This window comes from Nonomuraea sp. NPDC049637 (genome assembly GCF_040675235.1).
Taxonomy (GTDB): Bacteria; Actinomycetota; Actinomycetes; order Streptosporangiales; family Streptosporangiaceae; genus Nonomuraea.
Genome location: NZ_JBFAOM010000022.1, coordinates 1 through 14,744, shown reverse-complemented (window position 1 = coordinate 14,744; position 14,744 = coordinate 1). Strand labels below are relative to the sequence as shown.

Genomic DNA, 14,744 nt, shown 5'->3' with positions numbered 1-14,744 from the left:
CCGGGAAGGTCACTGAGCGGCCGCCCGGCCTCCGGCGCGCGAGCGCCAGAGCAGCCACACGAAGTACGGCGTGCCGAGCAACGCGGTGACCAGCCCGGCCGGCACCTGGGCGGGCGCGATCACCGTACGGCCCAGCGTGTCGGCCAGGCTGACCAGCACCGCACCGAGCACCGCGGCGGCGGGCAGGAGCCGCACGTGCCGGCCGCCGACGAGCGCGCGGGCGGCGTGCGGGGCGACGAGCCCGACGAACCCCACCACGCCCACGGCCGAGACCGCCGTGGAGGTGACGAGCACGGCGCCGCCCAGCGCGAGCAGCCGCACGGGTTCCAGCGGCACCCCGAGCACCCGGGGCGTGTCCTCGTCGAGCGCGAGCAGGTCGAGGTCGCGCCGCAGCCACGCAGCGAGCGGCAGGAAGAGCGCGAGCGTCACGGCGACCGGCAGCAGCTGGGCCGGAACCCGCCCGTAGGTGGAGCCGGAGAGCCAGGTGAGCGCCTTGGCGGTGTTCCACGGGTCGGACCTGACGATGATCAGCACGGTGACCGCGTTGAACAGCGCGTGCGCGCCGACGCCCATGAGCACGAGCCGGTCCGAGCTGAGCCCGCCGCGCCAGGCCAGCAGGTGGACCAGGGCGAAGGCGGCGAGCGCGCCGAGCCCGGCCGCGCCGGACACCGCGGCGATCCCGGCCGCGGGTACGAGGGTGAGCGTCGCGACGGCCGCCGCGCCCGCCCCCGCGGTGACGCCCAGCACACCCGGCTCGGCCAGCGGGTTGCGGGAGACGGCCTGGAAGGCCGCGCCGGAGACAGCCAGCGCGGCGCCGGCCAGGACCGCCGCGGCGACGCGCGGCCAGCGCTGGTCGAGCACGTACGTCAGCGCCCTGCCGGTGCTGCCCCGCAGCCAGTTGGCGACGTCGCCGAGCAGCAACCAGGTGTCGCCGCCGAGCAGGCCCAGCACGACGGACACGATCAGCAGCGCCGTCCCGGACAGCAGGATCACCGCGAAGGCGGCGCGGCCGGGGCCGGCGGTGCGGACGGTCGGCGGCCGCCGGGCCGGCCCGGCGTCACGGTGCCGGCGGGCCAGCCACATGAGCACGCCCGCGCCCAGCATCGCGGTCACCACGCCCGGCGGCACGTCCACGCCCGCCTGCGCGCCGAGCACGAAGCGCAGCGCGATGTCGGCGGCCAGCAGGACGACCACGCCGGCCAGCGCCGAGAGCGGCACCAGCACGCGGTGCCGGCCCAGCTCGGGCAGCCGCCGGGCCAGCAGCCGGACGACGACCGGCGCGCACAGGCCGACGAACCCGACGGGCCCGGCCACGGTGACCGCGGCGGCCGAGAGCATGACCGCGAGCACGACGACGGTCAGCCGCAGCCGCCGGACGTCCACGCCCAGCACCGAGGCGGTGTCGTCGCCCAGGCCGAGGATGTCGAGGCGGGAGCCGAGCGCGACGGCCGCCCCGATCGCGACCACGATGACCGGGGCCATCTGGGTGACGCCGCCGAGGTCGCTCTGCACGAGCGAGCCGCTGCCCCAGGCGAACAGGCCGGTGTTCTCCTCCTGGAAGAGGATCATGAGCAGGGTGGTCACCGACTGCAGGGCCAGCGCGGTCGCGGAGCCGGCCAGGATCAGCCGCGTCGTGCCGGTCCTGCCGCCCGCCGACAGGGCGAGCACCAGGGCGGCGGCGGCCAGGCCGCCGAGGAAGGACAGGCCGCCGGACAGGAAGGCCGGCAGGCTCAGGCCGAAGGTGGCGGCCAGCACGACCGCCAGGTACGCGCCGTTGCTGACGGCGAGGGTGTCGGGCGAGGCCAGCGGGTTGCGTGCGACCGACTGCAGCAGCGCGCCCGCCGCGCCGAGCGCGACGCCGACGCTGACCGCCGCCAGCAGCCGCGGCAGCCGGGAGGCGACCAGCACGTTCATCGCCTGCTCGTCGAGGGCGAACAGGTCGGTGTCGGAGGTGCCCTGGGTCAGGTGGAGCGCGGCGAGGGCCGCGACGGCGGCCAAGGTCACGAGGAAGGCCCCCGCGACGCCGAGCCTGCGCAGCGGCGTCGCGGGGGCCTCGACTGCGGTGATCACCCGGCGTACGCCTTCACCAGGGCGTCGGCGAACTGCCGGCACGACAGGGGGCCGCCGAAGGTCCAGATGCCGTCGGGCAGTTTGGTGATCTGGTTCCGCTTGACGAAGCTCAGCGACTTCCACAGGGAGTTGCCCGCCAGGCCGGCGAAGACGTCCACGCCGTCGGAGGCGTTGTAGAACAAGCGCAGGTTCTCGTCCTTGACCGCGGTCATGCCCTCGACGTCGGTGCTGCCGAGGCCCCACTGCGCGTCGACCTGGCCGGTCCAGGCGTTGGTGAGGCCGAGCCGCTCGGCCACGTCGGAGACCAAGGCGCCCTTGCCGAACGGGCGGATGGAGATCTTGCTGCCGTCCTTCCAGCCGTCGGCCATCATGAACTTCTGCCCGGCCGAGCCGGAGGCGGCGATCTTGGCCCTGCCGGCGGCCATGGCGGCGTCGAAGTCGGCCATCACCCTGGCCGCCTGCTCCGTCCTGCCGACGGCGGTGGCGAGCAGGGTGAGGTCGTCGCGCATGCGGGTGAGGTTCGCGGCGGCGTCGCTGCCCTTGGCGACGATGACCGGGGCGATCTTCTCCAGCTGGCCGATGAGGGCGGAGTCGTCGGACTCCATGACGACGAGGTCCGGCTGGAGGGCGGCGACGGAGTCGACGCTGGGCTCCTGGCGGGTGCCGACGTCCTTGACGGAGGCGTCGAGCGGGGCCGCGGTGACCCACGTGCCGTAACCCTTGACGTCGGCCGCGCCGACCGGCTGGACCCCGAGGGCGACCAGCATCTCGACCTCCCCCCATTCCAGGCCGACGACGCGGGTCGCGGGCCTGTCGAGGGTGACCTGCTTGCCGCGGGCGTCGGTCACCGTGATCGGGGCCGCGGCGCCCGCCGACGGCTCCTGGGGCGTCGGGGCGGCGGGAGGCTCCGTTGTGCCGCAGGCGGTCAGCAGCAGCATGGCGGCCATGACCGCCAGGAGGGAACGCATGGGGATCTTTCAGCCTTTCATCGCCAGGTGGCGGCCCAGCGGCCTGGTGCGGACCAGTCCGGTGCGGGAATCGATCGTGGCCTCGACGCGGATGCCGTAGGCCTCGGTGAGCAGGTCCTCAGTGAGCACCTCGGGCGGCGCGCCGTCGGCGCGGACCCGGCCGCCCTGGAGCAGCACGATTCGGTCGGCGATCTCGGCGGCCTGGTTGAGGTCGTGCAGGACGACGCCGACGGCCACACCGTGCCGGTCGGCCAGGTCGCGCACGAGTTCCAGCAGCTCGACCTGGTAGCGCAGGTCGAGGAAGGTGGTGGGCTCGTCGAGCAGGAGCACGCCGGCGTCCTGGGCCAGGCAGGTGGCCAGCCACACGCGCTGCATCTCGCCGCCGGACAGCTCGTCGACGGCGCGTGCGGCCATGGCGCGCACGCCGGTCAGCTCCATGGCGTGCTCGATCGCCGCCTCGCCGCCGGGGTCGCCCGCGCGCCAGCGGCCGCGGTGGGGGTGGCGGCCGTAGCCGACCACGTCCTTGACGCGTACGCCGGTCGGGGTGGGACGGCTCTGCGCCAGCAGCGTCACCCGGCGGGCGAAGTCGCGGGCGGACAGGGCCAGGGCGTCGGCGCCGCCGGCCAGCCGGACCTCGCCGGAGTCGGGGCGGTGCAGCCGGGCGAGGGCGCGCAGCAGGGTGGACTTGCCGCTGCCGTTCGGGCCGACCAGGGTGGTGACGGCGCCGGCGGCCAGGCTGATGCAGGCGCCGTCGATGACCGGGCGGCCCGCGTAACCGAGACACAGGTCGGTGCCGGCGAGCGCGGGATCGGTGAGCGCCGAGCCGGTGAGCGCGGGGCCGGAGGGGTCCGGGAGCAAGGGGGCGGTCGTCATGGCGGGCTCACGCGTCCTCGGAGCGGCCCTGACGCCAGTAGCCCATGAAGGCCACGGCCTTGCGGTCCATGCCGCGCTCGGAGACCAGGTGGCGGCGCAGCCGCTTGATCACGGCCGCCTCGCCGGCCAGCCAGGCGTAACAGGGGCCGTCGCCGGTCTCGGGGATCTCCCAGAGGATCTCGGCGTCGACGTCGATCTCCTCCGGTTCGGCGCCCGCCGCGCCCGCGGGCAGGAGCCTGGCGGCGGCCTCCGCGACGGCGGGCTCCAGGCGGGCGCCCCACGGGGCGTCGCCGCGGGCGAGCCAGGTGACCCGCACGCCCGGCGCGCCGGCGACCGGAAGGACGTCCTCCTCGTGCGGCACCTCCAGCAGGGCCTCGCCGGTGACATGGGCGGGCAGCCGCTCCAGGATGCCGACGATCGCCGGGACGGCGGTCTCGTCACCGGCGAGCAGCACGGTGCCGAAGCCGGCGGGCGGACGGAACTCCAGGCCGCCGTGGAAGCCGTCGTAGAGGCCGTTCGGGCCGAAGATCGCCGCCTGCGAGCCCGGCTCGGCGGCGGCGATCCAGCGTCCGGCCGGTCCGGCGGGCCCGGCGCAGTCGTCGTGCAGGACGACGTCGATGTCGACCTCGGCGGACTCGGGGCGGACCGCGCGGACGGTGTAGGTGCGCAGCGGGTTGCGCTCGTCGCCCTGGGCGTACCACTGCTTGAACCAGTCGGCGCCGCGCGGGAAGCGCGTCACGCCCGCGCCGGGGGTCGGCAGGACCAGTTTGACGCGCTGGTCGTACCCGTTGTCCGCGAACTCGTGCAGGTCATCCCCGGTGAAGGTCACGCGGAGGAACGACGGGCTCAGCCGCCGTAGGCCCCGAACCTGGACGTCGAAGGCACGAAAAGGATCAACCACCACAGAGCTCCTTAGTTAGGTAAGGCTAACCTACATTGGATCTCCTGACGGGCAAACCCCGCATCCCCCGACCGAGCGGACCGAACGCCTTTACAACGTAGATCACAAACTGGCCGGAAAATTCTCGGCCGGAGTTGTCGGATCCCGGCCGCGTCGTTCGTAGCCAGGGTGAACAGTCGTCCAGAGGGACTGTCACGACCAGCCGCTCACGACCAGGGAGACGCCGACCGATGCAGCACCACCACCCGCAGGCCAGGATCCACCGCATGTTCGAGCTCACCGAGCCGATCGCCACCGCCACCTTCTCCGAGGTGGCCAACGAGGCGTTCCTCGCCGTCGGCATGCGCAACTACTGGGACGGCTACTTCGCCGGCCGCGCCGCACCGCTGGGCCTGGCGCCGGCCGAGGTGGTCCACGCGGTCTTCTACAACTTCGCCGACGGCGAGGTGGCCCGCCACATCCCCTGGGTGTGGGGCAAGATCACCCCGCAGGAGGCGATCGCCGTGCGCGAACAGGGCAGCACCGCCGCCCTGCGGCAGCTGATCGGAGAGCTCGCCGGCTCGCCCGGTCTGGCGCGGGCCGCCGACCTCGCCACCCGGGCGGGGCTCAGCGCGCCGACCGCGGGCCGGCCCCTGTACGCCGGGCTGCGGGCGCTCGACGTGCCCGAGGAGCCGGTGGCCAGGCTCTGGCACGCGGCGACGCTGCTGCGGGAGCACCGGGGCGACGGCCACAACGCCGCCCTTGTCGCCCATGGCATCGGCGGCACCGAGGCCCACGTCCTCGTGGCCCTCTCCCTCGGGATGCAGGCGGAGGAGTTCGGCCGGATCCACCACCTGCCCAAGGCCCGGCTGACCGCCGTGGTCGACGGGCTGCGCGACCGCGGCCTCGTGGACGCCGCCGGCGGGTTCACCGACGCCGGCCGGGAGACCAAGCAGCGGATCGAGGCGCTCACCGACGAGCTGGCCGCCCCGGCGTACGACGTGCTCAGCGCGGACGAGCTGGACGAACTGGCCGCGGAGCTCGAACCGATCGCCGCCGCGGCATCGGCGTCCGGCAACTGAAAGAACCGGCCACGACAGACCTCGCGGTCCACCGGACGGGTGAAAGCCTTCCCCGACGCCCTCTTCGGCGCGCTCACCACCGTCACGGGCCACGCGGCATGGTGGAACCCGGCGTCCGGTCCGTCAGGCATCCGGCCTCACGGGTTCTGGAAGGTGACTTCCGGGTTGGCGGCGGACGGGCCGTCCAGCAGGGGCTGCTGCTCGCCGCGGAGGTGCCGGCCGAAGAAGGCGCCGACGTACGACGTGGTGATCTCGCCCGACCGCTTGCCCGACAGGGGCGCGGCCGGATCGACGATCCCGACCTGGGCCCCCAGGATGGGCAGGTCGATGAAGGTGAAGTGGCCGGAGTCGGCCACGGTGAGCCAGCGCTTCCAGCCGTCCAGGCGGGGCCAGTCCCGCGTCCAGGTGGTGTCGGCGGCGCCGGGTGAGTGCTGGACCTTGGTGCCGAGCATGAGGAACGGCCGCCCGCCGAGGCCGGAGGCCGCGACCGGGGCGAAGAACGAGCCGTCCAGGTTCACCCCGGCGCGGACCCGCCGGTCGGCGGCCATGACGCCGGCCGCGGCGTTGCCGCCGAGCGAGTGGCCCGCCGCGCCGATCCGGCGCGGGTCGATCATCTGCCGGTGCCGCCAGGCGGGCGCGGACCGTGCGGGACGGGTCAGCCGGTCGATCACGAAGGACAGGTCGGCCGCCCGGTTGACCGCGGCCTTGGCCATCAGCGCCTTCTCCGCCTCGTCGGAGGGGGCGCTCTCCACCGTCTCGCACGCGACGCAGGTCAGGGTACGGCCGCCGGGGAAGGACGTGCCGAACGACTCGTAGGCGTGATCCACGAGGGCCACGACGTACCCCTTGGAGGCGAGGTCCTCGGCGAGCGTGGTCAGGGTGGCCCGGTTGAGGGTGAACCCCGGGGAGAGCACCACCAAGGGGTGCCGGCCGCCGACGGGACGGGCGTCCAGGTGCGCGTTGGTGCTGACGCCGGCGAGTTGCTCGGGCTTGAAGACGGCGTCGAGCCGCTGCCCCTTGAGCAGCAGCCGCGCCTCCTCGACGGTCATGTACGGCGCGGCGCTCCCGCCGGTGCGCGCCGGGAAGTACACCGAGACCATCAGCTCGCGCGCGGCCGCGGGCATCCACGGGTCGCGGCGGCCGGCGTCGACGAGGTGCAGGGTGTCGCGCCCCACTTCGTACCGGCCCGTGGGCTTCGGGATCGCGACGCGTACGTCGGAGGCGCCCGCGGTGGAGACAGCGGCGGCGGCGGGCGCCGCCGCCGCCGCGGCCGGGAGGGCCAGCGTCAGGGCGAGAAGGAGGGGTGCAGGGTTACGGCGGGTTCTGATCATGCACAGAACTGTAGAAATGACGCCACCACCCCTCACATGCCCGAAAGACAGGCTCGGACCCTTACTTTTGTCAGGGGTCAGGACACATTTGTCAGGCGTCAGGACCGAGCAGGCCGGTCAGCCGGCTTGCAGCGGGCCGTGCGCCTCGATCGAGAGGTCCTGCCAGTCGGCCCAGGTCTGGAGCCGGTCGGCGTAGGCCTGCTGGATCAGCGGATGGAAGCCCTTGCCGAACAGCACCCGCACCGGCGGGTTGGCGGAGTCGACGAGTTTCAGGAGCGCCTGCGCCGCGGCGGCCGGGTCTCCCGCGGGCATCTTCCCCGCCATCGCGCCGAGACGCTCGCGGAGACCGTCGTAGGCCGGGTCGGTCGTGGCCATGTGGCCGTTGGCGAGCGGGTCGGGGTTGTTGCCGTTCCGGGTGGCGAAGCCGCCGGGCTCGACGATGGTCACCTTGACGCCGAACTCGGCGACCTCGCCGGCGAGCGCCTCGTTCAGGCCCTCCAGGGCCCACTTGGAGGCGTGGTAGGCGCCGCCGAGCGGCATGGCGATGACTCCGGCGGCCGAGGACAGCTGGACGATGTGCCCCGAGCGCTGCTCGCGCAGGTACGGCAGCGCGGCCTGGACCACCCACACCGCGCCGAACAGGTTGGTCTCCAGCTGGTCGCGCAGCTCCTGCTCGGTCAGCTCCTCGACCGCGCCGACCTGGGCGTAGCCCGCGTTGTTCACGATGACGTCGAGCCGGCCGAAGTGCTCCTTCGCCCGCCGCACGCTCTCGAAGACCGCTGCCCTGTCGGTCACGTCCATCTCCAGCGGGAGCACCGCGTCGCCATGGGCGTCCACCAGGTCCTTCAGGCTCGCGGTGCTCCGGGCGGTGGCGGCGACCCGGTCACCGCGCGACAGGGCGGCCGCCACGAAGTTGCGGCCCAGGCCGCGGGACGAGCCGGTGACGAACCAGACCTTCTGCATGCTGTGCTCCTTTCAGCTGTTACACCCCCTGGACGAGACAGCCCGGCACGGATGTGAGCTCGGCCGAGTGTGACGTGCGACACTTTGTCGCCTTTGTCCGGCCACGGTGATACCAATGGTCGCCGTGACCCGCACCGAGGAGTTCCAGGAGCTACGGCCGCTGCTGTTCGCGATCGCCTACCGGATCCTGGGCAGCGTGAGCGAAGCCGAGGACGCCGTCCAGGAGACCTGGCTGCGCTACGAGGGCGCCGCGGCCCGGCCCGACTCGCCCAAGGCGTTCCTGTCGGCGACGGTCACCCGGATCTCGATCGACGTGCTGCGCTCGGCCCGCGTCCGGCGCGAGACCTACGTCGGGCCGTGGTTCCCCGAACCGCTGCTGACCGACCCCTACCAGGACCCGGAGCGGTCGGCGGAGCTGGCCGACTCGGTGTCGATGGCGGCGCTGATCCTGCTGGAGCGGCTGAGCCCGCTGGAGCGTGCGGTCTTCGTGCTGCGCGAGGTGTTCGCCTTCAGCTACCGGGAGATCGCCGCCGCCGTGGAGCGGTCGGAGGCGGCCTGCCGCCAGCTCGCGGTGCAGGCGCGCCGCCACATGGACGCGGGCCGCCCCCGCTTCCAGGCCGATCGCCGGTCGCGGGACCAGCTCGCCGGGCGCTTCTTCGGCGCGCTCAGGGAGGGGGACCTCGAAGGGCTGCGGGAACTGCTGGCCGCCGACGTCCGGCTGGCCAACGACGGCGGCGGCAAGATCGGCAGTACGCTGCCCGTCCTCGGCCTGGCGAAGGTGGCCCGGGTGCTGTCCGTCGCCGTCGCGCCGTTCGCCCGGATCGGCGCGGTGCTGGAGGCGCACGAGGTGAACGGCCAGCCGGGCGCGATCATCCGCGACCGCGCCGGCCGGATCGTCAGCATCTGGACGCTCGACATCCTGGACGCACGCATCCAGACCATCCGCTCGATCGTCAACCCCGACAAGCTCCGGCATCTCGGCCCCATCGCCGACGCCCACGCGGTCATCCGCGAGAAGAAGCAGCAGGCACGCGCGGCGGCGCGGGGCGGTGTGCCGGTCACCGGCGTGCCGGACGAGCCCCGGTGACCGGCGGCCTGCCGGCGCAGCGGTCCGCCGGACCGCTGCGCCCGGTGTTCTAGTCGGTGAGCAGGATGTCGTCCAGGCACAGCGTGTACGGCGCGTCCGCGCCACCCACCTGGAACAACACCTGAGCCTCCGCGTCCGACGCCTTGGCCGTGGCCGCATAGGTGAACTTCTTCGGGCTGCCGCCGACCTCGGGGTAGCCGTCCACGATCGCGGCGGGCTTCGTGCCGCCGCCCTGGACCAGCGACCTGATCCTCGTCGTCTTCGTGGCGGTCGCCTCGAAGCTCAACTGGTAGGTCTGGCCGGCCCGGACCTCGATGCCGCTCTGCCCGACCATCGCGGCCCACACGTTGTCACCGCCCGCCGGGACCTGGGCGCACAGCCGCCCGCCCGTCACCTTGATCGGGGTGTTCTTGGACGCCCACCACCCCTTGACCCCGTTGTCCAGGGAGCCGTTCACCACGACGTCGCCGGCGGGCGCAGCGGCGTACGCGGGTGTGGCCGCCGCGGCCATCGCCACGAAGGCGCCCACGGCGATGAGACGCATCGGAAGAGAATTCATGATCGTGGGTCTTAGGGGGGCGACATCAGCGTCCACCTAGAGCCAATTCCCGGTCATTTGGTTGGGCCAAGTCGCCCCGGACGGCCGTCCCGTCCTGGCGCTCGGGCGGACCCCACCGGCAGGTCAGCGCCGCCAGGCGCAGCGTGAATCATCGGGTGCTCCGGAAGCTCCGGGCCCAGCGGCGCAGCTCGGTGACGGCCTCGTCGCGGGTGAGGGGACCGCGTTCCAGGTGAACCTCTTGGAGGTGCCGGATCGCGGCCCCCACCATCGGGGAGGGCGGGAGGCCGAGCAGCCGCATCACGGTCCTGCCGTCGAGCACGACGGGGACGTCGTCACGCCTGGCGTACCGCTCACGGTCGGCGGCGGCGCGGGCGTCGGCCTCCTCCCTGGCGCGGCAGGCGGCCTCCCACGCGTCGTAGCCGGGGGCGCCCAGGGCGTCCAGGCCGGCCCGGCGCCACCCCTCCAGGTCGCGTTCCCGCCCGAGGCCGACCGCGTCGAAGAGGTCGGCCGCGCCGGCTCCGACCGCTCCGAGGCGCGCGAGCACGGCGTTGATCGGCCAGTCGTCGCGCGGCGGTCCGACCCGGATCGAGGTGTGCTCGGGCCCCCAGCTCCGCCGGCCGTTCTCCCACAGGGCGGCAGCCTGGCTGCCGTCGCCACCCCAGAAGTCCGCCTCCACGTAGGCGCGGCGGCCGCCGCGGGACCATTCCTCCAGTCTCCCGGCGAACCCCGGGGACATGAGCGTGAACGGCCCGCTCTCCCGCCGCGCGCCGGTCAGCTCGTCGCAGATCTCGTCGGTCACCGGCAGCAGCCCCAGGTGCTGCCCGAGAGGCGCCACCACAGCCTGCGGCACTTCGCCCGCCAGGCAGCGGAGACGGTCGAACTCACCGACGACACCGTGGAGCACGTACGACATGCCCGCACCCTAGATCACCGCCTTCGTGATCCACGTCGCGCATGCCGCCGTGGCCGGCCCGTCTAGGGTGGGCGCATGGCCGAACGGCGTCCCTTGATCGCGCGCAGGCTGCGGCCGGGACACTGGCTCGCCGTCGACGCGTTCGCCGCCGTCGCCCTGACGATCGGGTTCTCGGTGCCGCCGGTGCTGGTGCCGGAGTCCGCCCGGGTGCCGCTCTTCGTGACCGTGCCGGGGTCCGCCCAGGTGCCACTCTTCGTGGCCGTGCCGGTGATCGCGCTGGCCTGCCTGCCGACGGCGGTGCGGCGCCGGTGGCCGGTACCGGTGTGCGCGGTGGTCCTGGTGGCGGCGGTGTGCGCGCCGTTCGCCGGATGGCACGAGGCGTTCGTGCCCTTGGCCGTCGCGCTGCACGCGGTGGCGCTGCTGCAGGCGCGCCGGACCGCGGTGACGGCGCTGGCCGCCGCGCTGGCGGTGACCGCCGCGGGCGCCGCGATCGGCGCCCCCTCCTGGACGGAGGCCGCCTCGGCGTGCGGGCGGCCACGGGCTGGCCGGGCTGGAAGAGCGGGTGATCCTGCACGGCGGCACGTTCTCGGCGGGACCGGAGCCCGGCGGCGGCTTCGCCGTCCGCGCGAGACTGCCCTTGCCGACCGGTTCCGGAAAGGACGAGAGGTGAGCACGTTCACGGTACTGGTCGCCGACGACCAGGCGTTGCTGCGCGCGGGCCTGCGCAGGCTGATCGACACCGCCCCCGGCCTGACCACCGCCGGCGAGGCCGGCACCGGGCAGCAGGCCGTGGAACTGGCCCGCGACCTGCGCCCCGACCTGGTGCTCATGGACGTCCGCATGCCCGGCCTCGACGGGATCAGGGCCACCGAGCTGATCCGGGCCGACCCGGCGACCGCCGGGACACGGGTGCTGATGCTGACCACGTTCGATCTCGACGAGTACGTCTACGGGGCGTTGCGCGCCGGAGCCAGCGGATTCCTGCTCAAGGACACCGGCCCCGGCGACCTGCTGGAGGCGCTGCGCATCGTCGGGGAAGGGCAGGCGCTGCTGGCCCCGTCGGTCACCACGCGGCTGATCGCGGAGTTCGCCCGGCGCGAGCCCGCCGCGATCCCGGCCGGGCTGGGGGCGGGGCTGGCGGCGGGGCTGGCCCAGGTGTCCGGACGGGAGCGGGAGGTGCTGGTGCTGGTGGCCCGGGGGCTGACCAACCCGCAGATCGCCGAGCGGCTCGGCATCGGGCAGGCGACGGTCAAGACCCATGTCCGCAGCCTGCTGGCCAAGCTCGCCGCGCACGACCGGGCGCAGCTCGTCATCGCCGCCTACGAGGGCGGCGTGGTCACGGCCGGTGGGCGGGCGCCGTCAGCGGCGGTAGGAGACCTCGGGGAAGGCGGCTGACGGGCCGCGCAGCAACGCCTGCGGACGGCCGCGCAGCGTCTGCTCGAAGAAGGCCAGCGGATAGGCGCGCTGGAAGGCCAGCGCCCGCTCGGCCGGGATCGTCCCCACGACCTCCTCCAGTTGCTCCTTCCCCAGCCCCAGCGGCCCGGCCGACAGGGGGATGAGCAGGACGTCGTCGCCGAAGGAGTTGTGCGCCGCCCCCTTGAGCGTCACGTTGAGCCGCCAGCCCCGCAACCCGTCCCAGAAGGCACGCAGGGTCGGATTGGTGGCCATGCCGCCCTTCCCGTCGGTGTCGACCACCATGTAGGGCCGGTCGAGGCCGGACTTCGCCACCTTGCCGAAGACGGCGCCGTCCAGGCCGAGGCCGGCCTTGATCCGCGCGTCGGCGTACATGGCGGAGGAGGTGGCCGCGCCGCCGAGCGAATGCCCGAACATGCCGATCCGCGCCCGGTCGAAGAGCGGTTTCCCGGCACGGCCGGGCACCTTCTCCTCCAGGGCGGGCAGGCTGTCCAGGACGAAACGCACGTCGGCCACCCGGACGTCCACCGCCTTGGCGAAGTCGGTCACCTCGGGCCCCGCCTCCACCCGTCCGCCGGGGAACTCCACCACCGCCGCGTCATAGGGATGATCGACGGTGACCACCGCGTATCCCCGGCTGGCCAGCTCCTCGGCGACGCCGGTCCCGTACGCGCGCGAGGCGTTGGCGCCCGGCGAGTACAGGACGACCGGCAGCTCGCCCAGGCTCGTGTCGGCGGGCGCGCCCTCGCGGCCGTCGGTCCTGTCCAGCAGCACCGAGCCCGGCTCCAGGTCGTTCATCTTCAGGTACCGGTCCGCCGCCGCCCGCGGCATCCAGGGGGCGACCGGGTGGGACTGCACGTCCCGGGCCGGGTACCACAGGCTGACCATCAGCTCCCGCCTCCTGCCCGAGCCGCTCCAGGGATCCGCGCGTGACTGATCCACCAGGTGGACCGAGACGGTGCCCACCGGATGCGGGCCCGTCGGCTTCGGAATCGTCAGGCGCTGCGGCGGGGTGGAGCCGCAGCCGGCCAGCGCGACAGTGAGGGCGGTGATGATGAGTGCACGTTTCACCCTTCCACGCTGCCAAGCGCGCACGGCCACCACCTCTGGCCTGAGAAGGACCTCCCGCTCAACCCAGAAGGGTAGAGCTCGACGGAGCTCGTCTTCGGGGATGACCGCCCCGCCAGCTGCCGGTGGAGCAGCAGCCACCTCATGGGACTCGTACCCGTCACCGCCCGCAGGTCGCGGTGAAAGGCTGCGGACGCTCATACCGACATGGACCCCCGGCTCCTCGACGGCGAGCGGACGGTCGTGGCGCTCCAGGGCCCAGTGCAGCCGGACGCGATCCCGTCGTCGCTCACCTCGACGGCGTGTTCCATGACCTGAGCCTGGCCGCCAAGCAGCTCAAGGGCCGGATCACCATCTCCGGCGAGAAGCCGACGGGTTGAGATCCAAGTGGGATGGCCCCCGCATTGGCCCTCAAAATGAGAGAAGGGGCTTCGGATGATCTCCGAAACCCCTCCACCTGCACCTTACGAGTGGGCGATACTGGGATCGAACCAGTGACCTCTTCGGTGTGAACGAAGCGCTCTCCCGCTGAGCTAATCGCCCGCCCTGTCGGCGCCTTGCGGTGCTGACGGGGAAAACCATACCGCACTCTCGGGGTGGTGGCGAAACGGAGCGACCGTGGGGCGATCTTCGGGAGCGCCCGGCGCGAGGGATTCGAGCGAAAGGCGGCGGTTGCCCATCGGCGTGGTGGGTCGGTGTCATACCATCGACGTGTCCCGGAAGACACCGATCGCGATCTTTTCGGTAGAAACGTTCTTGGTCGAGCCCGTCGGGGCAGGCTCTACAACAGCAAAACCCTTGCAAATACGACCCGATTGATGCCGTTTAGCCAGGTAGATGCCTAAATGTCCAGCTGTGATGTGCGTTACAGAAGGCCCTTGAGGCGGAATCTTTCCTACAGGTTTCTTCGTTCCGCGTCATAGCTCAGGACGAAGTCCGTCAGAGCAGTGAAAGCCCCGAAGAGGGGACCTACGACGAAAAGGTTTGGCTGACGATGAACAGCACCACCGTCTCCGCCGAGCTTGGCCTTCGGCTAGTGGTCCCCGACCGTACTACCGTCCCCCTGCTCGCCGGACTGAGCTACACAGCCGACGATCCGTATGCCATCCGCATGGCCTTCCACGTAGGGAACGACGAGCCGGTCGAGTGGATCTTTGCTCGTGAACTGCTGACCGTAGGCATCGTGCGGCGGGTCGGCGACGGCGACGTGCAGGTATGGCCCGCACGCGCCGATGGCGAGCGCACCCTGCACATCAGCCTCACCTCGCCGTTCGGGCAGGCGCTGTTCGAAGTGCCGCTGGCCCCCCTCACGGAGTTCCTCCACCGCACGTACGAGAAGGTGCCCGCGGGGCGCGAGACCGACTTCATGGACCTGGACGCCGAGCTCACCAACATGCTCTGGCCGTCCTGAACCGTCGCACCCGAGGCCCCGGCGTCCACCCCTTGGGTTCTAGGGTTCGTTGCAACACCCCACTTCAGGGGATGCGATGGACTTCGAGATCCGCAAGGTGCGCAAGGCGCAGGGGGCGAAGAAGCT

General features: G+C 72.9%; 13 protein-coding genes and 1 tRNA gene. 4 read left to right on the top strand and 10 right to left on the bottom strand.

The features are described 5' to 3' along the window. Nucleotides 1-9 precede the first annotated feature (9 nt). Genes AB0J71_RS27865 through AB0J71_RS27850 form a run of 4 tightly spaced genes read right to left on the bottom strand, consistent with a single transcriptional unit; the run spans nt 10 to nt 4,812 of the window. Nucleotides 10-2,070: an iron ABC transporter permease gene (locus AB0J71_RS27865; RefSeq protein WP_364416759.1), complete on the bottom strand. Its 2,061-nt coding sequence runs from the start codon at nt 2,068-2,070 to the stop codon at nt 10-12. Further along, a complete protein-coding gene (locus AB0J71_RS27860; RefSeq protein WP_364416757.1) occupies nt 2,067-3,038 on the bottom strand; it encodes an iron-siderophore ABC transporter substrate-binding protein in 972 nt (323 codons plus the stop codon). Before AB0J71_RS27860 ends, AB0J71_RS27865 begins: the two co-directional genes overlap by 4 nt. 9 nt (nt 3,039-3,047) lie before the next feature. Next, nucleotides 3,048-3,911 carry an ABC transporter ATP-binding protein gene (locus AB0J71_RS27855; RefSeq protein ID WP_364416755.1) on the bottom strand — a complete coding sequence of 288 codons (864 nt, stop codon included), beginning with the start codon at nt 3,909-3,911 and terminating at the stop codon, nt 3,048-3,050. A 7-nt stretch (nt 3,912-3,918) separates the two neighbouring features. Beyond that, nucleotides 3,919-4,812: a siderophore-interacting protein gene (locus AB0J71_RS27850; protein WP_364416753.1), complete on the bottom strand. Its 894-nt coding sequence runs from the start codon at nt 4,810-4,812 to the stop codon at nt 3,919-3,921. Nucleotides 4,813-5,042: 230 nt separating this feature from the next. Here AB0J71_RS27850 and AB0J71_RS27845 point away from each other — a divergent pair, with 230 nt between their 5' ends. After that, the gene (locus AB0J71_RS27845) at nt 5,043-5,873 is read left to right on the top strand and encodes a hypothetical protein (protein WP_364416751.1); all 831 of its coding nucleotides are present in this window, start codon (nt 5,043-5,045) and stop codon (nt 5,871-5,873) included. Between the two features lie 137 nt (nt 5,874-6,010). Here AB0J71_RS27845 and AB0J71_RS27840 read toward each other — a convergent pair whose 3' ends face one another. Both AB0J71_RS27840 and AB0J71_RS27835 read right to left on the bottom strand, forming a co-directional pair. Beyond that, nucleotides 6,011-7,204 (bottom strand): alpha/beta hydrolase, encoded by a 1,194-nt coding sequence (locus tag AB0J71_RS27840; RefSeq protein WP_364416749.1) that lies wholly within the window; start codon nt 7,202-7,204, stop codon nt 6,011-6,013. A gap of 117 nt (nt 7,205-7,321) precedes the next feature. Continuing rightward, on the bottom strand, nt 7,322-8,167 hold the full coding sequence (locus AB0J71_RS27835; protein ID WP_352327853.1) for an SDR family NAD(P)-dependent oxidoreductase: 846 nt from the start codon (nt 8,165-8,167) through the stop codon (nt 7,322-7,324). Nucleotides 8,168-8,291: 124 nt separating this feature from the next. On the opposite strand from AB0J71_RS27835, the gene AB0J71_RS27830 reads away from it, so the two are divergent. Further along, nucleotides 8,292-9,254, top strand: a complete 963-nt coding sequence (locus AB0J71_RS27830; RefSeq protein WP_364416862.1) for an RNA polymerase sigma-70 factor — start codon at nt 8,292-8,294, stop codon at nt 9,252-9,254. A 49-nt stretch (nt 9,255-9,303) separates the two neighbouring features. Here the strand turns inward: AB0J71_RS27830 and AB0J71_RS27825 are convergent, their stop codons facing one another. Continuing rightward, nucleotides 9,304-9,798, bottom strand: coding sequence for a carbohydrate binding domain-containing protein (locus tag AB0J71_RS27825; RefSeq protein ID WP_364416747.1), 495 nt, complete (start codon nt 9,796-9,798; stop codon nt 9,304-9,306). A gap of 163 nt (nt 9,799-9,961) precedes the next feature. Continuing rightward, a complete protein-coding gene (locus AB0J71_RS27820) occupies nt 9,962-10,726 on the bottom strand; it encodes a hypothetical protein (protein ID WP_364416745.1) in 765 nt (254 codons plus the stop codon). A gap of 75 nt (nt 10,727-10,801) precedes the next feature. On the opposite strand from AB0J71_RS27820, the gene AB0J71_RS27815 reads away from it, so the two are divergent. After that, a complete protein-coding gene (locus AB0J71_RS27815) occupies nt 10,802-12,121 on the top strand; it encodes a response regulator transcription factor (protein WP_364416743.1) in 1,320 nt (439 codons plus the stop codon). Here the strand turns inward: AB0J71_RS27815 and AB0J71_RS27810 are convergent. After that, nucleotides 12,086-13,210 (bottom strand): lipase, encoded by a 1,125-nt coding sequence (locus AB0J71_RS27810; RefSeq protein WP_364416741.1) that lies wholly within the window; start codon nt 13,208-13,210, stop codon nt 12,086-12,088. The two genes, AB0J71_RS27815 and AB0J71_RS27810, sit on opposite strands and share 36 nt — an antisense overlap. A 468-nt stretch (nt 13,211-13,678) precedes the next feature. Then, a tRNA-Val gene (locus tag AB0J71_RS27805) sits at nt 13,679-13,750 on the bottom strand. A gap of 451 nt (nt 13,751-14,201) precedes the next feature. Between AB0J71_RS27805 and AB0J71_RS27800 the strand changes: the two genes are divergently transcribed. Then, nucleotides 14,202-14,618, top strand: coding sequence for an SsgA family sporulation/cell division regulator (locus tag AB0J71_RS27800; RefSeq protein ID WP_020547189.1), 417 nt, complete (start codon nt 14,202-14,204; stop codon nt 14,616-14,618). Nucleotides 14,619-14,744 lie beyond the last annotated feature (126 nt).